The organism is Dyadobacter beijingensis DSM 21582, assembly GCF_000382205.1.
Classification (GTDB): domain Bacteria; phylum Bacteroidota; class Bacteroidia; order Cytophagales; family Spirosomataceae; genus Dyadobacter; species Dyadobacter beijingensis.
In genome coordinates, this window is the sequence record NZ_KB907787.1 from 374,825 (window position 1) to 393,846 (window position 19,022).

At 51.7% G+C, this 19,022-nt stretch carries 15 protein-coding genes; 4 read left to right on the forward strand and 11 right to left on the reverse strand.

Annotated elements, in window-relative coordinates; genetic code table 11:
- Positions 1-99: 99 nt before the first annotated feature.
- Together H144_RS0108745 and H144_RS0108750 are read right to left on the reverse strand one after the other, a co-directional pair.
- Positions 100-3,849: a PVC-type heme-binding CxxCH protein gene (locus H144_RS0108745; protein WP_019941682.1), complete on the reverse strand. Its 3,750-nt coding sequence runs from the start codon at positions 3,847-3,849 to the stop codon at positions 100-102.
- Between the two features lie 30 nt (positions 3,850-3,879).
- Entirely contained in the window at positions 3,880-5,004 is a 1,125-nt protein-coding gene (locus H144_RS0108750; protein WP_019941683.1) for a Gfo/Idh/MocA family protein, read from the reverse strand.
- 342 nt (positions 5,005-5,346) lie between these two features.
- On the opposite strand from H144_RS0108750, the gene H144_RS0108760 reads away from it, so the two are divergent.
- From H144_RS0108760 to bioB, 3 genes are all read left to right on the forward strand, one after another.
- Positions 5,347-6,618 carry an acyltransferase family protein gene (locus H144_RS0108760; protein ID WP_019941685.1) on the forward strand — a complete coding sequence of 424 codons (1,272 nt, stop codon included), beginning with the start codon at positions 5,347-5,349 and terminating at the stop codon, positions 6,616-6,618.
- A 124-nt stretch (positions 6,619-6,742) separates the two neighbouring features.
- Positions 6,743-8,173: a glycoside hydrolase family 125 protein gene (locus tag H144_RS0108765; RefSeq protein ID WP_019941686.1), complete on the forward strand. Its 1,431-nt coding sequence runs from the start codon at positions 6,743-6,745 to the stop codon at positions 8,171-8,173.
- A 141-nt stretch (positions 8,174-8,314) separates the two neighbouring features.
- Positions 8,315-9,295 carry a biotin synthase BioB gene (gene bioB / locus H144_RS0108770; RefSeq protein ID WP_019941687.1) on the forward strand — a complete coding sequence of 327 codons (981 nt, stop codon included), beginning with the start codon at positions 8,315-8,317 and terminating at the stop codon, positions 9,293-9,295.
- Here the strand turns inward: bioB and H144_RS0108775 are convergent.
- From H144_RS0108775 to H144_RS0108810, 8 genes are all read right to left on the reverse strand, one after another.
- Complete coding sequence (locus H144_RS0108775; RefSeq protein ID WP_019941688.1) at positions 9,285-9,566, reverse strand: hypothetical protein; 282 nt, start codon at positions 9,564-9,566, stop codon at positions 9,285-9,287. The genes bioB and H144_RS0108775 overlap by 11 nt on opposite strands.
- A gap of 63 nt (positions 9,567-9,629) precedes the next feature.
- Positions 9,630-9,842 (reverse strand): hypothetical protein, encoded by a 213-nt coding sequence (locus tag H144_RS0108780; protein ID WP_019941689.1) that lies wholly within the window; start codon positions 9,840-9,842, stop codon positions 9,630-9,632.
- A 41-nt stretch (positions 9,843-9,883) separates the two neighbouring features.
- Positions 9,884-10,096 (reverse strand): hypothetical protein, encoded by a 213-nt coding sequence (locus tag H144_RS0108785; RefSeq protein WP_019941690.1) that lies wholly within the window; start codon positions 10,094-10,096, stop codon positions 9,884-9,886.
- The gene (locus H144_RS0108790) at positions 10,093-10,485 is read right to left on the reverse strand and encodes a hypothetical protein (protein WP_019941691.1); all 393 of its coding nucleotides are present in this window, start codon (positions 10,483-10,485) and stop codon (positions 10,093-10,095) included. Before H144_RS0108790 ends, H144_RS0108785 begins: the two co-directional genes overlap by 4 nt.
- Before the next feature lie 118 nt (positions 10,486-10,603).
- Positions 10,604-11,779, reverse strand: a complete 1,176-nt coding sequence (locus H144_RS0108795) for a PepSY-associated TM helix domain-containing protein (RefSeq protein WP_019941692.1) — start codon at positions 11,777-11,779, stop codon at positions 10,604-10,606.
- A gap of 20 nt (positions 11,780-11,799) precedes the next feature.
- Complete coding sequence (locus H144_RS0108800) at positions 11,800-14,274, reverse strand: TonB-dependent siderophore receptor (protein ID WP_019941693.1); 2,475 nt, start codon at positions 14,272-14,274, stop codon at positions 11,800-11,802.
- 217 nt (positions 14,275-14,491) lie between these two features.
- Positions 14,492-15,319 (reverse strand): sugar phosphate isomerase/epimerase family protein, encoded by an 828-nt coding sequence (locus H144_RS0108805; protein ID WP_019941694.1) that lies wholly within the window; start codon positions 15,317-15,319, stop codon positions 14,492-14,494.
- Between the two features lie 248 nt (positions 15,320-15,567).
- The gene (locus H144_RS0108810) at positions 15,568-15,996 is read right to left on the reverse strand and encodes an META domain-containing protein (protein ID WP_019941695.1); all 429 of its coding nucleotides are present in this window, start codon (positions 15,994-15,996) and stop codon (positions 15,568-15,570) included.
- A gap of 258 nt (positions 15,997-16,254) precedes the next feature.
- Here H144_RS0108810 and H144_RS0108815 point away from each other — a divergent pair, with 258 nt between their 5' ends.
- Positions 16,255-17,115 (forward strand): AraC family transcriptional regulator, encoded by an 861-nt coding sequence (locus H144_RS0108815; protein WP_026350525.1) that lies wholly within the window; start codon positions 16,255-16,257, stop codon positions 17,113-17,115.
- Positions 17,116-17,558: 443 nt separating this feature from the next.
- Here the strand turns inward: H144_RS0108815 and H144_RS0108825 are convergent, their stop codons facing one another.
- Positions 17,559-18,992 (reverse strand): Gfo/Idh/MocA family protein, encoded by a 1,434-nt coding sequence (locus tag H144_RS0108825; RefSeq protein WP_019941697.1) that lies wholly within the window; start codon positions 18,990-18,992, stop codon positions 17,559-17,561.
- Positions 18,993-19,022: the final 30 nt, after the last annotated feature.

Consider the following 19,022-nt stretch of genomic DNA (forward strand, 5'->3'; position numbering starts at 1 on the left):
TCCGCAGGAAGCACTTTTTGTGCCCTGCGAATCTGAACGCTTATAGGTATACGCTAAATTGTGATTGATTTTAAAGCCATAGGCAATCGCAGTTTAGAATTACAGCCCTTTGTCCTTTACAACTTTCATGACCCCGGTCATCAGGCGCCAGTGGCCAGGGAACGTGCATACATACGGATAGTCTCCAACCTGATCCGGTACTACAAATTTCAAGCGGTAAGTCTGGCCGGGGTTTACGAGCGGTGTCGCAGCCACGACTTGGGGGATATTAGGTACGTAATTCTTCTCTGCGCCGTCTTTGGCGGTGATCATCTTGTCGGCAGCAGCGCCGATGATCTCGGTCGTTTTGGGTTTTCCGACCACAATGTTGTGCTGCATCGCATCCGGGTTTTCGAATACGATTTCAACGGTTTTTCCAGCCACCGCCGTGAATTCGGTGACGTTGAACTTCATTTCCTCGCGGATGGCCTTGATCGTCACGATCTGCACATTCGGATCGGCGGCAACTTCTTCCTTCATGCCGTAAGATTCCAGCAAGGTGGTGTAGCGGCTGCTCAGATCGTCGGGAATGGTGCTTTTTACGCTTGCGAGCAATTTTTTGCCTTCCTCGTCCGCGTTTTCCTTGCGTTTCGGGTTCCATGCACCGAGCACACCTTTGATGATCGCATTACGGCCCTGGGGGTCGAGCGTTTGCGAAGTCTTGATCAGTTTCAGTACATCGTCGCCGCTGGCGAAAGAAGTATAGCCGCGCACGGTACGTTCCAGCGCGAAGTCCGAAAGGCGGTCGAGGCGACGCACTTCGAACGACTTGCTCATGGTGTTGTTTTTGTTCTCATCCTTTTCAGGAACGACATTATCCACGTCCACCGTCGCCGTTACATTCACTTTGCCGGCTTCGTCGGAAGTGAAGCCGAATGCCGTTTTCCACGGGCCGTTGTTACCTTCCACGAGCTTCACCGTTTCACCCGGCGCGATGCCGTTGTTAAGCTGGCGGCTGATGTAGTTCGTGTTCAGCGAACGGCTGCGGATGCCCACGTTCACGGTCGGCACCTGCTCTTTGGTGACAGCTACGGAGCCGATGTTGGTGATTTCAATCGTCACCCGGGCGTATTCGCGTACGTACGGCGTTTTCGGATCGATGGTAATATTGGTGATCGCCAGATCGGCCGCTCCCTGCACGGTTACCTTGCCGGCGCCGTGGCCTTCGTGGTTCATCGCTGAATGGTCGGCGTGGCTGCTGGCTGAGGCGGTCTGCTGTGCGGCACCTGCTGAACCGGCTTTTGCCACCCGTTGCGCGAGGTATTTGGTACGCAATGCGCCGTCATGCGAATTCAGCACGGCAGCGAATGCATCCGGCATCCAGCGGTCTTCCGCATTGGAATATGTATCGAGCAATGTCAGTACCGCCGTTTCGATTTGCGGGGTCAACGGAATTTCTGAGAATGCGAGCAATGCATTCAATACCACCAACGGCTCCTTGTCGTGCAATGCGTCGGCGGTGAGCAATGCCTGGCCGGTAGCTGCATTATGCGGCAATACCTGCACGGCTGTCTTGCGCACGTCGTTCGACGGGTGTTTCAATGCTTCCAGCACCACCGGCAACACCTGCGGGTCGCTGATCGCATTCAAGCCTTCCAGTGTCCACAATGCGTGGATTACAGCGGTATTCAGACCGATCTCGTCTACGGATTTGTCTTTCGCGAGTTCGACGAGTTTGCCCACTACATCCTTGTTGCCACGCTCCACGAGCAGGCGCTGTGCGTGCTGGCGCCAGAACATGTTGTTGTTTTTCAAAGTGGCAACGAGTTCGTCCGGGCGGTTTTTGCTCAGCGAGATCGGCGTGTATTTCGGTGCATTCTTCCAACCGATGCGGTAGAGGCGGCCGTGGGTGAAATCGCGCAATGGCGTTTCGTAGGCATTACCTTTTCCGTTTTCGGAACCTTTGGGAGTCGGGTTGTGCTGGATAATGTAGCTGTACCAGTCGGCTACCCATACCGCGCCATCCGGGCCTACTTCCGCGAATACGGGCGCTACCCATTCGTCGGCACCTGCAAGGAGGTTAAAGCCGAGCTGATCTTCGTAGTCGGTGCCTTTTTTCACCATCACGTTGCGGTGCAGAATATGGCCGGTCGGCTCGGAAACGAATGCGACTTTGTTCCAGTATTCTTTCGGATAGGCGCGTGCGGTGTAGAAGTTATGGCCTGCTGCGGCGGTAAATCCGCCAAATACGTCGACCTGGCGCACTTTCGGCGTGATCGGCTGCATATCCTTATGCGTATCGGTGCTGCGGCTGCCGTTATCGACTTTGCTCGCGCCGAAATAGCGGTTCGGGATGGCGCTGTACCAGCCGTGCGAGTTGTTGGCAGTAGAACCGAACAGGTCACCGGCCTCATTGAAGCCCAATCCCCAGGTGTTATTCGAGGTTTTAGCCACGATTTCCATATCCGAACCATCCGGTTTGAAGCGGAACAACGCCTGGCCGAAATCGAGCTGGTCGCTGTTGCCTACCTTGCCTTTGAAACCTGAATAACCTACCGAGCCGTATACCCAGTTGTCGAACCCGTAATGCAGGTTGGAAGGGCCTGCGTGGGTATCGCCGGTACCGAAGCCGGAGAAGAGGATTTTCTTCACATCGGCCTTGTCGTCGCCATCGGTATCCTGCAAGAACAACATATGAGGCGCCTGTGAAACGACCAGACCGCCGTTGGCGAATGCCATACCGGTAGGAATGCTCAGATCGTCGGCGAACTTGGTGAATTTATCGGCCTTGCCGTCGTTGTTCGTATCCTCGCAGATCAGGATGTAGTCGCTACCGCCTGTGTCTTTGCGTTCGTTGGGATAATCTTTCGTGATGAGTACATACAATCTGCCGCGCTCGTCCCACGTCATCGCGATCGGGTGCATGACGTCGGGCTCGTGGGCGAATACGCTCAATGTAAAGTCCACCGGGATTTGAATGTGTTTCACCGATTCTTCCGGTGAAAGCGGCAGCTGCTGCATCTGAACGCCGGGGCGCTGCTCGTAGTTAGGCAATTTCGCCTCGCGGTATTCGAATGGTTTCGGTGCCAATGCGGCTAATGCCTTGCGGGCATCGTCGTTCACAGCCCAGAGAATACCTTTTTCGATCAGGTCCTGGAAGCCTTGCGTGCCCCAGGTACGCTCGTCGTGGCCGTAAGCGGTGTAGAAAATGCGGCCTTTGCCGTGGGTCCTTACCCAGGTATAGGGCTCTTTCTGCTGTCCGGGACGGTCTTTTTCCTGGTCTTTCTGAATGAGGCGCTCGGTAAGCACGACATTATCTGGTTGCAGCAACGTGTGCAAATACGTTTCATCCACCGTTTTGAACGGTTTCACGCCTGCGATGGCCGGGTGATCGGGCTTTGTCCATACCGGCTGGATGGTATCCCAGGTATGGCGCCAGAATTGCCCGCCGATCAGCTTCACCACTTCCGCATTGTTGCGGAAACAGTACGAAGCGCAGTGAACGGGGATAAAGCCTTTGCCGCTGGCCACATAGTCGAGCAGCGATTTCGCCTGTTGCGGCGCAATCGAGTCCCAGTTGGCATACAGCATCAGTGCATCGTACTTGTTCAGCGTCTCGGGGTTCAGGTCGTTGAGGTTATCCGTATAGGTAAAGTTGAAGCCTTTCGGGCCCAGCGCAGCCATGATCTGCGGAACACGCTCGGCAGGCTTGTGATGGCCCTTATCGCCCAGGAACAGGATTTCCAGCCGGCGCGCTTTCGCCTCGCCTTTGGAAGAAGCAGTTTTAACCGACGCGTTCTGGGAGGATGGCTGGGAGGCACATCCGAGCAGGACAATACCTAGGAAAAAGGATAACGCTTTGGTTTTCATTGAGATTGGTTGTTTCAATTGTAATGGTTATTACACATTCTTAAAATCCGGCAGCTTGATGATCGCGCCGCCCTGCAATGCCGATTCGTGCGCGAGGATACCTACGCTCGTCCAGTTGGCCGACTGCCATGCATTCGGGAACGGCTCGCGGTCTTCGATCAATGCGCTGATGAACTCGTGCGCCAAATGCGGGTGCGAACCGCCGTGGCCGCCGCCTTGTACAAACGACAAATGCGCGTTGTCATCCAGGTTATACACGCCATGACCGGTGAAATGACGGATTTCCTCGGGCAGGTAATGTGCGTAATCCGGCGTCGTTACTTTTTCCGGGATCTCATGCTCGGGCTTTTTCGCCGTATGGATCACCGGATCTTCGCCTTCAATCAATGGCCATTCGAACGATTTTTTGCTTCCGTAAACTTCGAAGCTCTCGCGGTACTGGCGCGCCACGTCGAATAGCGAGCGGTACACATAAGCCGACAAGTCGCTGTCCTTAAACTTAATATGCGCCGATTCCACTGCGAATGGCGAGTTGTGGATTTTGATCAGATCTTCGGAGATCGTTCCCGAACCGAAGCACGAAACATATTCCGCTTCGAGTTTCAGCAAACCGGCCACCGGGCCTACGCAGTGCGTCGCGTAATGCATCGGGGGCAATCCCGGCCAGTAATCAGGCCATCCTTCCATGTCCTGCTGGTGGCTCGCTTTGAGAAACTGCACTTTGCCCAGCTCACCTTTTTCATACAATTCTTTGACAAACAGGAATTCGCGTGCATACACGACGGTTTCCATCATCATATATTTCTTGCCCGTTTCGCGGGTCGCCTTCACGATCTCGATGCAATCTTCCACGCTCGTCGCCATCGGTACGGTACAAGCCACGTGCTTGCCGGCGCGCAATGCCTTCAATGTCTGCTCGGCGTGGTTGGGGATAGGGGAGTTGATGTGCACCGCGTCGATGTTCGGGTCTTTCAGCAGCTCGTCATAGTCGGTATAGCGTACTTCAATGCCGTACTGGTCACCGATTTCATTCAGTTTGGACTCGGTACGCTGGCAAATGGCGTACATATTGGCATTGGGATGTTGCTGGTAAATAGGGATAAACTCGGCGCCGAAGCCTAATCCGATAATGGCAACATTAATTTTCTTGGACATATTGATTAACAGGTTAATGATTCAGTAGATCAGTGGTTTAGCAGGCAAAATGGATTATTTCGGCTAAAACGGCCGGTTGTGTGCAGCCCGGCAAAAAAGTCAGATGGTGTGGATAGTAATCGACAATACAATTTTAAAGCAAAATAGTGCTAAAAACTTTTCGCGTTTTGATTAGTACTGAATGTATTTTGACCTAAATTTTATGTATAAATCAATTTTAAGCAAAAAATAGCTAGAAAAACAACGCTAAAATGCCGATTTTGCCGTAATTCACCGGATTTACCAGGCTGGAAAGGATAAGTAAGTAAATTCGGTCAAGCATTGATCCTAAACCTTTATTTGATGAAACAACGCCTGATCTCCCTGGACGTCCTGCGCGGGCTGACCATGATCCTCATGACCATCGTGAACAACCCCGGCGACTGGGGTCACGTATACCCGCCGCTCCTGCACGCCGAGTGGCACGGCTGCACGCCTACCGACCTTGTGTTTCCTACATTTCTGTTGATCGTCGGCATTTCCATCGTGCTGGCCACGCCGGCAAAGAATCTGAACGGGCCAACGCTGCAAAAGATCGTTACCCGTACGCTGCGTATATTTTGCCTCGGTATGTTTTCGGGTTTCTTCGTCCGGTTGCATTTGTTCGGGCTGGAAGGGAATGCTTTGCTGGCGGCCCGGCTCGTCGTGACGGCGATGGTGGTCGTGGCATTATTTTCGGATTATGACCGGAAATGGCAGTTTATCACGGCGGCCGGCATTTTTGCGATAATGATCGGGCTGGCATTCAGCGGTATCGAACCTTTCAATACCGTGCGCATTCCCGGCGTGCTGCAACGTATCGCGGTGGTGTACCTGATCGCCTCTTTGTTGTATTTAAAAACCAGCTGGCGCACGCAGGCGATCGTCGGGGCGGTCCTGCTGCTCGGCTACTGGGCCGTGATGACGCTCATTTCCGTGCCGGGCACAGGCGGAGCGACCCTGGAAAAAGGGACAAACCTGGCTGCCTGGCTGGACAATCTGCTGCTGCCGGGGCATTTGTGGGCTTCTTCCAAAACATGGGACCCGGAAGGCATTCTGAGCACGCTGCCTGCGATTGGTACAGGCATTGCCGGTTTGCTGATCGGTACTTTGCTGAAATCGGAGGGGCTTGGCAAATCGGAGAAAGTGAAATATATGCTGACCGGCGGCCTGGCGGCTGTGGCGGCAGGCTGGCTGTGGAGCCTGGTATTTCCGCTCAACAAGGCATTGTGGACGAGCTCATTCGTTTTGTATGCAGGCGGTTGGGCGCTGCTTTGCCTGGCTGTGCTGTATTATATTATCGATTTGAAGGGGCATTCCAAATGGACGGCCTTCTTCGTGGCATGGGGCGTGAACCCGATGGTCGTTTTCTTTTTTACAGGCATGATTTTCAGGCTGCTCAATGCCGTGAAGGTGGAAAATCCAGTGAACATGTCCGAAAAAACGGACCTGGTGCCTTATTTCTATCAGTACCGGCTGGCCCCGCTTTTCACCGATCCGCGGGATGCTTCGCTGGCGCAGGCGTTGCTGCTGGTGGCGCTTTGGTCTTTGATTTTGCTGGCTCTGTACCGTAAAAAACTGGTATTTAAGGTTTGAGTAAACGGCTGCGGTTAATTATCAAACGGTTAGGTTTGGGTATAAATATTTGCGTAAGGGTATCTGCGATTTTTGTCTAAATTGCCTTTTTATTTTTACTAAGCATCCATTACAAACCTACCTCATGTTCGTAAGAAGAGATTTCATCAAGGCGGGTGCATTGGCAGTCGCTGGCATTGCCTTGCCCAAATGGTCGTTTGCAAAAAGTGCCGATTTTCCGGTAGTGCGCGTTCCGGCCGATAAACGCAGCTTCACCAGCCCCGCGGTGGAAGCGACCATCGCACGCATGAAAAGAGTCATCAAGGACCCGGAACTGGCGTGGCTCTTCGAAAACTGCTTCCCGAACACGCTCGATACTACCGTACATTATAATCCTGTCGACGGCAAACCCGATACATTCGTCATCACCGGCGATATCGACGCCATGTGGCTTCGCGACAGTACGGCGCAGGTGTGGCCTTACCTGCCGCTGCTGAAAGAAGATGCGAAATTGAAAGATATGGTGGCCGGTCTCATCAACCGCCAGACCAAATGCATTATTATAGATCCCTACGCGAACGCATTCTACGACCGTCCGAAAGAAAGCGAGTGGACGAAGGACCAGACGGCGATGAAGCCCATGCTCCACGAGCGTAAATGGGAGCTCGATTCGCTGTGCTATACGATTCGTTTGGCCTACAACTACTGGAAAACCACCGGCGATACCACGCCGTTCGGCGCCGACTGGATGAAGGCGATGGAGCTGGTGCTGCAAACCTGCAAGGAACAACAGCGCAAAGACGGGCCTGGGCCGTACAAATTTGGCCGGGTAACGGCATGGTCTACCGACACCGTGCCGGGCAACGGGTACGGTAACCCCATCAAGCCGGTTGGGTTGATCGCCAGCACGTTCCGGCCGTCGGACGACGCTGCAATATTCCCGTTCTTCGTTCCTTCCAATTTCTTCGCCGTCGTTTCATTCCGCGAGGTTGCCGAATTGCTGGAAAAAGCTTCCGCCACGAAAAATGCGAAGCTGGCAGCTGATTTCAAGGCGCTGGCCAACGAGGTAGAAGCGGCATTGAAAAAATATGCCGTGCTGGAACATACCCAATACGGCAAGATCTATGCGTTCGAGGTGGATGGTTTCGGTAACCATTTGCTGATGGACGATGCCGGTATTCCGGGGCTCATCAGTCTGCCTTACCTGAATGCCGTGTCGGTAAAAGACCCGATTTACATTAACACCCGCAAATATGTGCTGAGTGATTCCAATCCGTATTTCTTCAAAGGGAAGGCGGGCGAAGGACTGGGTAGCCCGCACACGCTCGTGAACCAGATCTGGCCGATGGGGATCATTGCCCGCGCTATTACTTCTACGAGCGACAAGGAGATCGAAGCGCAGCTGAAACTGTTGAAAACGACGCATAACCACACCGGTTTCATGCACGAATCGTTCGATAAGGACAACGACGCGAAGTTCACGCGGAGCTGGTTTGCGTGGGTGAATACCTTGTTCGGCGAGCTGATCCTGAAACTCGAAAAGGAACGTCCGCACTTGCTTGCGAAAGTATATTAAGCATTGCATTAACCCGCATTCAAATGCCTCCCGGACTACCGACCGGGAGGCATTTTTGTTGCCCGGACTATCGCAGATCTTCGGAACCGGATGCAAACCCGCCTGGGCGGGCCCGTTAATTTTGCGTCAAAACGATAAGCCATGCAAGACGCAGCCATCCGCAACGACTGGACTTTCGAAGAGATCGAAAGCATTTACAACCGCCCTTTACTCAGCCTCATTTACGATGCCGCGACCGTCCACCGGCAATACCACGACCCGAAGCGCATCCAGGTATGCACGTTGCTGTCCATCAAAACCGGAGGCTGTCCGGAAGACTGCGCCTATTGCGGTCAGGCGGCGCGTTATCAGACCGGCATTCAAGTAAAAGCGTTGATGAAAAAGGACGACGTGGTGGCCATCGCCCGCCGCGCCCGCGAAGGCGGTTCGAGCCGCTTCTGCATGGCTGCGGCCTGGCGCGAAGTGAAAGATAACCGCGATTTCGACCGCGTGCTGGAAATGGTGAAAGATGTAGCGGCATTGGGCCTCGAAGTATGTTGTACCCTCGGCATGCTCACCGAAACCCAGGCCGAAAAGCTCAAAGCCGCGGGCCTTTACGCGTACAACCATAACCTCGATTCGTCCGCCGAATATTACGAGCAAATCATCACCACGCGCACCTACGACGACCGCCTGAACACGGTCGACCACGTACGCAACGCGGGCATATCCGTATGCTGCGGAGGCATTATCGGTCTCGGTGAAACCCGTGAAAACCGCATTCAAATGCTCCACACATTATCCACCATGCCCGAGCACCCGGAGTCCGTACCTGTAAACGCCCTTGCCCGCGTACAGGGGACACCGTTGGGCGATATGAAAAAGGTGGATACCTGGGAAATGGTACGGATGATCGCCACTGCGCGCATTCTGATGCCGAAGGCGATGGTCCGCCTCAGCGCCGGCCGCATGGAAATGAGTGAATACGAGCAGGCATTCTGTTTCATGGCCGGGGCCAATTCGATTTTTACGAACGAGAACGGGGAGCTGCTCGTGACGCCGAATCCGGGGCTAAGCCAGGACCGGGAGATGATGGAGGTTTTGGGGTTGAAGGCTTTGGTTAAAGAGGAGGTTAATGCTTAGCGATGTTGGTGGCGTCTAGCTTTGCAATTAACGTAGTTACACGAAGTTGATTGACGATGTGTTCGCGCATTTCGGGCGTGACATGAGTTAGGTTTTCGGTAAATAGGTATGTTTCGATGAGCGTGTTGAGTGACTCGATCATTTCGGGGCCGCTATCTTTCAGGAAGAAGTCTTTGATGATTTGCTGCTGAGATTCACTTTGATCGTATGACTCGATTCGGCATTGCAATTCAGCAGTTGCTGGTGTTTGAGAATCGGGAAGTGTGTTCATAGTTGTGTGAAGTTTGAAATTAAATATTTGTTCATTTTTCCAACAAATCCAATTCAAAAAAATTTACTTAGGAGAATACTTAATCAAAGTTTGCACTTCAATCTCTCCGTACTCGGAAAGGATTTCTTTCATTCTTGCTTGCGAAATGCCTCTGTTATAAGTGAAGTCTCTCCAAGCGTAGGTTAATTTTCCTTTCTTTACTTCGGCTGGAAGTGATGGGTAGATGTTGGTCAGCCACCACTGAAAAGCCTCCTCTATGGAAGCGAATGTCTTCATTGAGACAAAGATAGTGATTTGTGCAGGTTTCCAACAAGAAATTATTTCAAATCGAAAGTGATCGTGACTTTCTCAGAGATTTCTCCAAAGTCAGAAAGTACCTCTCTCATACGCTTTTGGGAAATCCCTTTCTTAAAAGTATAGTCGCGCCATGCATTGCGGTATTTACCTTCTTTTAAGCTTGGTGGTATTGTTGGGTAAATGGTTTTTATCCACCATTCAAATGCCTGTTCCAGCGAAGTAAAAGTCTTCACAACCGTTGGGTATAATGTGAGATGACTTCTGGAGAAATTTTGAGTTTCTCTTGAATAACATTCAGCATTGAGATGTCCGCCTTCTTGTCCTCCCACATGATCATTTCAAGCTCTTCCTGCGAAATTCCAAGCGTTTGAGCGAGATCTTGATGCTTCATCCTCATTTCATACATTCGTAATTCAAGAATTCCTTCCAGTGAAGAAGGTTCAGGAATGGGGTAAATACTTTGTTCGTAGGCCATTATTGCCTCGCCCATTGCGCGAATATGCCGTCTTTCCTCTGCCGTCGTGTTCTTTTCGCCCTTTTTCATCAACGCGCCCACCTTTTCAATCAATGCGGCATTTTCCTCGTCATTTGAAACTTCGTAGTGTGGATTTTTGACTTTCATGGCAGAAAAGGTTTTGGTTTAATGCAAAAAAAGCGAATGGCACTAGATTCTTTCTTGGCACCATTCGCTTTGTAGGACAATCCGCCAAATTGATTTATCAGAAGGCTAGAAAAACTTATCAAACAACGGCTTTTGATTTCTCCAAAATCGCCTTGCTGGTAGTAACATCCCTTCTAACCTTCTTCTTCTTAAACTTCCTCCCAACCCAAATAATCACCCCCGTAACCGGCAGCGTAGCGGTAATGAGCGCCACAATCAAAGCTAAAATCTTCGTAGGCAACCCCCAAAGGCTCCCGGTATGAATCGGAAACACCAACCTACGCACTTTCATGCCCGTGGTTTCATCATCATAAAGCCGCTTGCTGAGCAAATGGCCATCGTTCTGGTCGAAATAAAGGAAATCGACCACGTTGGCGATGGAAGCGTTTTCGTTGACTTTGGAAATGGTAATCGAAAGGCTGTCGGATTCAGGAAGTGTGAATTGAATGCGTCCGGGGTGGGGGAGCAGGCGGTTGGTTTCGGCGGTGATTTTGGCTAATGCATTACCACCGGAAGATAGCGCATTCACTGTGCTGGCATTCGCCGGTGCTTCGCGTTTTTGCTGCGGTTTACCGTCGAAAGTGAGGAAGATCATGCTATTCACCCATTTGTAACTCCAAACAAGGCCCGTCAGGGCGATGAGGAAGGTGAATGGGAGTATGTAAAAGCCGAATACGGCGTGCAGGTCCCAGTTGAGGCGTTTGAATTTGGCGCCCCATTTGATGGTCAGGCGCTGCTTCGTCTGCTTCCGGTTGGGCCACCAGAGCACCAGGCCGGTGATCATAATCACAATGAATAGCACACACGAGACGCCCGTAATGGCCTTGCCGGTGTCTTCCAGGCACAGGTACCGGTGCAGTTGGAGTACAATGTGGAAAAATGATTCGTTCTCGCGGCGTGTGTCGGTGATTTCGCCGGTGTACGGGTTTACTGCGACCGAGAAAACATCCTTCTCTTTTTTGCCTTTGACCAAACTGAAAATAACCGTCCGGCCGGCTTCGGGCTCGATGGTAATGCGGGTAATGCGCTGTTTCGGATAGCGGGCCGCGACGGTTTCGCGGAGATTATCCAGCGGAAGTGCCGGATGATTCTCCGGAGCTTCCACCACGTGAAATTTAGGATAAATCACTGGTTCCAGCTCTTCTTCGAATACGAGTATGCTGCCCGTGAGCGCCACTATAAAAACCACAAGACCGGAGGAAACCCCCAGCCATAAGTGTAGTTGCGATGCAATTTTCTTGAATGTCTTTTTCACAGTTTATGAAAGAGCACGCATTAGAATGTGTATGAAATCGTCGCCATGAAATTGCGCGGCGCGCCTGGAAATAGGCGCAGGTAATCGTAACCGCCCACCCAGTAAGTCTTGTTGGTCAGGTTGTTGAGGTTTACCTGAACCTGGAATTTGTCGATTTTGTAATAAACCCCACCATTCAATAAGGCATAACCCGGCAAAGTCTGGTTGTTGTTGAGCGATAGGTTACGCTCGGTCACGAAGTTTCCGCCGAGGCCGACGCCGAAGCCATTGAGGAAGTTGTTCACAAACGTGTATTTCGTCCAGAAGCTTCCCTGGTTTTTCGGCGCGTTCGGCTTTTGCAAGTTCACAAGCACCTGGTCGGCGGCGCGGGCGCCTGCTTCCGTGATCTTGGCGTCGTTGTAGCTGTAAGTGACGATCACGTTCCAGTTTGGCAGGATGTTGCCCGTCACGTCGAATTCCACTCCTTTCGCCGCCTCCTCGCCGATCTGGACCATCAGGTCAGGCTGGTCGGAGGCGTTGGCGGAATACAGGGTGTTCTTCTGCGTGATTTTGTAGGCCGAAATATTGGCGGTCAAACGGCCATCGAGCCATTCTGTCTTGAAACCGGCTTCCGACAGGCTGCTGCGGAGCGGATCGAAAGGCCCTCCCGATAGCGGGTTGCTTTGCACGATCGGGTCCTGCGGGTTGTAGCCTTCCGTGTAAGTACCATACACGTTAATGTGGTTATTCAGCGTATACACCGCCCCGATACGCGGTAGCAATGCGTGCTGGGTTACATTCTGCTCGTTGTTGGTCGTGTAGCCTTTTTTATCAATATAAGTATCATAGCGCAGGCCGAGCAGGATTTGCAAGCGTCTGATTTTCAGTTGTTCCTGCAAATACAAGCCGTGCACTTTGTAGAGAACGGGTGTCGTGGCGGAGTTGGCCGTTACGTTGTAAATGTATTTGGAAGGATCTTCCATGTTATTGTTCTGCAGCGTAAGGTCGTAATGCGAAATGTTCGGCTTCGGAATGCTGTAAGTCTTTCCGTTCTCGGTGTAGTTGTAGAACACGTATTTCTCAGGCGTTTTCGCATTATAAGCCGCCGCGCCGCCCGCTTTCAGCAGGTAGCCGTTCGCCGTTTGCTGGCCCGAACCTTTGGGCGTGGATGATTGGATAAAGTCGTAACCCGCTACCATTTTATGCTCCACAATGCCGGTGTTGAAGTTGTGGTTGAAAAAGAGCGACACATTATCCATAAACGACTTCGTCTTGCGAACAAACACCTGCCGTGCTACCAGGTTTTCGATGGCTTTCCCTGCCGAATCGACTGCATTCACATTGCTGCTCCGGTGTTCGAGCAGGTCTTCGGAATAGCCCGTACGCAGGTAAGCGACATTGAACGAGGTATTTTGGGTAAACTGGTGGTTCAGTGAAGTAGTAATCAGGTAGGTCTCTTCATTGAGATAATCGTTCACCGCATTCAGCGAAGTCTTGATCGAGCTCGAATACAGGTCGTTACCCTTCACCGACTGGCCGCGGTCGAGGCGGCTGTTCGAGCGGTTGAACACGAGGTCGAAGTTAATGCGGGTCTTCTCGGTCGGCAGGAATGACACTGACGGAGCCACGATAATGTTTTTGTCGAACTGCATGTTCCGGAAGTTCTGTGCATTGACATAACCCAGGTTAAGGCGGTAGAGCAACGTTTTCTTTTCGTTCATCGGGCCTGTGAAATCGGCCAGCGTGCGCAATGTATTGAAGCTTCCGGTCGTAAAGCTCAGCGATTTTTGAGGCGTTGCGAGCGGCTTTTTAGTCACGCGATTGATCGTCCCGCCCGGCGAGGTGTTACCGTACAATGCGGACGCCGCGCCTTTGATGACCTCCACGCGTTCGAGATAGTTCACCGGCGGTTGTTTCCAAAAGCCCGAAAATGTACGGAGACCGTTCACCAGCTGGGTAGTGCTTCCGCCGTTCATACGGAAACCGCGGATCGTCAAATCGTCGTAAAAGGTAAACTGGTTCACGCCGCTCATGTTTTTCACGGCATCGCCCATGAGGAATGTGCCCTGGTCGCGCATGACTTCCTTGGTGATGTAGGAAATAGCCTGCGGTACCTCTTTAATGGGCGTCGCGGTTTTGCTGGCGATAAAGGAAAGATCGTTTTTGTAGGATGTTTCCCTGCGACCGGTGATTTCTACCGTCTGCAGTTCCTGTGCATTCTCTTCTGACGTGATTTCGACCGTTGCCGTTTCGTCGGCCTTCACGTGCACGCTGCGGTCGATACGCCTGATGCCCACGCCTGTGCCTATGAGCTGGTAATGGCCGGGAGCCAATGCGGTAAATTCAAAATTACCGGCGGCGTCGGTGAGCGTCCCTTTACCTGTTCCTTTGAGGATCAGGTTGATAGATTCCGCAGGCTGGCCGGCGGCATTTTTAATATTCCCGTCGATCTGGCCCGTTTGCGCGAACGCCGCGGAACAGCAAAGTGATAGAATGAGTAAGCAAAATAGCCTCATGATGCAGGGGTTAAATAAACTAGGTACTGCCAAACAGGTGGCAAAAATAGTCTTATTTAGACCAATCCCAAATAATGAGTTTTGCAATTAGGCACTCATTTTTTAATTCGTTTTAATAATTCAATTTTTTCTGCTAATTGTTTTATCGTCAGCCAAATGTGGCTAAAAGTTACATTTAGCTGACGACAGGGATATTGAAAGTTTCGGGTGTAAAAGGTTAACCCAGGTTGGATTTGATGAATGCGAGGCCTTCGCGCATGAGCTGCTCTTCCGAGTCAAACATTTTGCGCCAGATGTTAGCCACCGGCAGTTTCGGGCTGAATGCTTCGATGCTGATCCAGCCGTCGTAGTTGATATCGCGGATCGATTGGAAAACGCCTTCCCAATCCACATTGCCCTTGCCGGGCGTAGAGCGGTCGTTTTCGGAGAGCTGGATAAACGAAATGCGGTCGCCGGCCTTGCGGATCGTGTCGCCGATATTCTTTTCCTCGATGTTCGCATGGAAAGTGTCGAACATGATCTTGCAGTTCGGGTGGTTGACCTCGTCTATGAAACGGATGATCTCGTCGCCGCAGCTGGTGAGGTACAGTTCGAAGCGGTTCAGGTATTCGAGGCCGAGGGTAATGTCCAGCGATTCGGCGTAATCGGCCACTTCCCGGATGCCTTCGATGCCCCATTGCCATTCTTCTTCGGTGGCAGGCTTGCCGGTGAAAACGCCCAATGCTGAATGGTAAGGGCCCATCAGGCGGGTTGCGCCTAGCACGAGTGAGCAATCCAGCGCACTTTTTAAATGGTCGATCGTGTGGCGGCGCATGGCGGGATCGGCGCTGATGAGGTGCTCGGACGGCCCGCAAATGGTATCCGTTTCGCAAGCCAGGCCGAGGCTGTCGAGCTTCTGGCGGAACGCAAACCAGTGCTCGGGATTTGTATTGAAGATCGGCACCTCGACGCCGTCAAAACCGATCTCTTTAATGAGTTCTAGGGTAGGAAATAGGCTTTCGTCAATCTGGTTTCCCCACAAAAGGAGGTTCATGCTGTACTTCATCAAAAATCGAATTTATCTCGCTGGCGAATGGATAAGGCGGCGTGTAAATGCCCGTGTCTTTTCAGTATACAATCTTAAAGTAAAAAAGTACTGTTTAATATACACGTTTTGACGAGTACTTAGCTGATATTGACAAGTTGGCGGCCGTTTATCTGGATATAGGGATAAAATAGAACCAGCAGCCGGCAAAGAAAAATGGCGACCCTTTGGTAAGAGACCGCCATTCGATGGAGTTTTATAGAACCTTATTACTGAATTCTGCTGAAAATGAGCTGGTTGCTGTTTTCGTAATACAGGATCAGCTTGTTTGCCTTTAAATCGTAGAGATTCACATTGGGCAATGCATTCACGAAGAGGTTACCCCAATTCGTTTCGGCCCTTTCGGTGCCGCCGCCGCCGATCTGGATCGTATTCTGCTGGGCCGTTTCATAGAACCCCGTCAGAATGTTGGTGGAAGTGGTGCCTTCCAGTTCGCCTTTCTCTTTAAAATTAAGGCCAATGTCCATCAGGCCTTTTGTAGTGGCTGGTTTCCTGATGGTAACGTCCTCCTGCACGATACTGTCCAATTGCCATTTGCCGGTTAACTCCATGTTGCTGCTGATTGTGGTTGTTTTTCCACAACCGGTTAACAGCGAAAAAAACAGCACGGATGCTGCTGGAAGTACAAGGGCTTTCATACACTTAAATTATTTTCAGAACTACCTTTAACTGACATCGTACTCGCAAAAAAGGTTGCAAAAAAGTTGGGCGGCTTTATAAATCTACAAAAAATATGCCAGCCTTCCGAAAGCACACAGTATAAATTATAACGGTTTTAAGGCTGGAATCTTTTATTGGCGCCCTAATCAATTTTGAAGGATTTTGTGCCGAAGTAATCTTATTTTGATAGTATTATCGTATTATTGCCGATATTTTGGGTAAAATACTGATAGAAGATGAAAGCACCCATTCATAAAAATATAGAGAGCCAGGTCCGTACCGTTACTGTTCACGAACTGAAAGAGTCTCATTTCGACCCTAACTGGCATTTTCATCCCCACTACCAATTATTTACCGTTCTAGAGGGAACTGGTAAACGGTTGATAGGCGACTCGATCCACACGTTCGGTCCGGGTGATACGGTGTTCCTCGGCCCGGATGTTCCGCACCTGTGGCGCAGCGATCCGGCCTATTTTGAAACAGGTTCCAGCCTGATGACCCACGGCATCGTGCTTTATTTTCAGGAAGATTTTTTGGGAAAAGACTTTCTCGACAAGCCCGAAATGCTCGGCCTTCGCCAGCTGCTCGCCGACTCGAAGCGGGGCATTTCCTACAAAGGCGCACTGGCCGAGCATATCCGCGACGAACTCGTGGCGCTCACGAGCGTGGAAGGTTTCAAGGGTATCCTGCAACTCCTGACATTGCTCGACAAGCTGGCCCACGACGCCACCGGCGAACCGATTTCGAGCTATGGCTACGTCAATAACTACAAAGTTTCAGAAACCGAGCGCATGCAGAAGGTGCACAACTACGTGCTGCAGCATTTCTTCCAGGAAATCCGCCTCAGCGACGTCGCCTCCCTCGCCGGCATGACCGAGGCCGCATTCTGCCGCTATTTCAAGGCACGGTCGAACAAAACTTTCATCGACTTCGTAAACGAAATCCGCATCGGCCACGCCTGCAAGCTGCTTCTCGAAGACAAATGGACCATCGCCCAAATCGCCTACGACAGCGGTTTCGACTCGCTATCGAATTTCAACAGGAATTTCAAGAAATACATCGGGCACACCCCGCGGGAGTATAAGGGGAATTATTGATGTTCCCTTACGTTACCGGTATTCACTGCTATCGAATGGCGAGTGTTTGCTGATCAACTGTAACATTGAACTGAACTTCTGCTTTTAAGGCGCTGAAAACTTTCAGAATGGTGTCAATAGTGGCACTATTGGTGCCATTTTCGAGCTTGGATATCTGCGCTTTCTATACGCCAACCAACTCCCCGAGCTGTTCCTGTGTAAGATTACGATCTTTTCGAAGTGTTCTGATTGCGCGTCCGAGTAGGTCCATGCTCAAACGATGCGCAAAGGCTTCACGCCGTGGAGTGCCTCTTTCTCCTACATGTTTGTCGATCATCTCGTCCAAAGTGTAGATTTTCATTGGGGCCTTTTTCATAGGTGTAAGTATGTGTTTCTAAATTTGGAAACATTTAAGTTATAAAAATATCCTGACCAGCCAATGCCAGCCAGGATATTTCAGAAGATTACCCCTTCACATTATTAGTCCCATACTTCCCGCGCTGCGGCCGCGACAGCATCGCCGTCGCTTCTTTGTCATTGATAAACTGCTCCTTTTTCGGGTCCCACTTTACCTTGCGGCCCAGCTTCATTGCCGTGTGGGCGAGGAGGCAGGCCGTGCAGGAGCGGTGCGCGATTTCGGCGTGGCTGATCGTTTGCTTGCCGCTCTGGATGCTTTCGATCCAGTTCTGGTGCTGCTCGGGGCTTTCGTACAGGTGAATTTCCTTTTCGCCGATTACCGAGCCGAGGATTTTCGGGTCGCTCGCGTAGAATGCCTTGTTTTCCTTCGCATTCTGTGCCGCTACCGGGTCGGAGGCGGTGACGCCCACATTGCCGCGCGAAACGAATATCCAGCCGTCGGTACCTTCAAATTTCACCCCATTCGGGTTGGTTCCGCCGATTTCCATCACTACGCCATTTTCATACAATGCATTGACCAGGAAATCGCCGTGCACATCCCAAAGTCCGGAACCTTTGGCGGGGAATGTAGCCTTCCCTTCGATCTCGATCGGGCCGGTGAGCTCGGTGTCCATGCCCCAATGCGCGATGTCGATGTGGTGCGAGCCCCAGCCGGTGATCATACCTGCGCCGAACTGTTCGAGACGGAGCCAGCCCGGACGGTCGTTGATGTCCGTTTGCGAATGCACGCGATCGAGGGTATAGAAAATCTCGGGTGTTGAGCCGAGCCACATGTCGTAGTTCAGGTTCGAAGGCACGGGCATTTGTGCGGTACTTCCTCCCGCAGGGTCACCCGGGAGGCCCACATATACTTTCTTCAGTTTGCCAATGCGGCCATTGCGTACGAGCTCGCAGGTGCGCTTGAACTGCGGCCACGGGTTCACCGAACGCTGTTGGCTGCCCAATTGGAATATGACCCCTTTCTTTTTGATCATATCGGCCATCTGGCGGCCTTCGCGGATCGTCAGCGAGGTCGGTTTTTGCATGTAAATGTGCTTTCCGGCCACGGCAGCTTCCATCGCGGGTTGCGCATGCCAGTGATCGGGCGTGCTGATGATGACGGCGTCGATATCTTTGCGGGCGAGGATTTCGTGGTAATCGTCGTAGGTTTTTACTTCGAGGTATTTATCCTTACCGGTGCGCTCCACGTACTTCCGCTCGATCCATTCCTTGCCTTTCGCCAACCGGTTCTTGTCCAGGTCCGCCACCGCGATCACGTGCGCGGCCTCATTTTTGATCACTTCCGGCAAGTCGTGCGTAGAGCCGATACGGCCGAAGCCGATCTGCCCGATATTGATCTTGTTACTCGGCGCATTTTTGCCAAAAACCGTCGACGGCACGATGGTCGGGAACATCGAAGCGGCGATAATGCCGGCGGTACCTTTCGCCGTGGCCTTCAAAAATGACCTTCTGTCTTGATTTTGCTCCTGCTGATCTTTCATTTTGTATGCAGATTTAGGATTAATGACTGA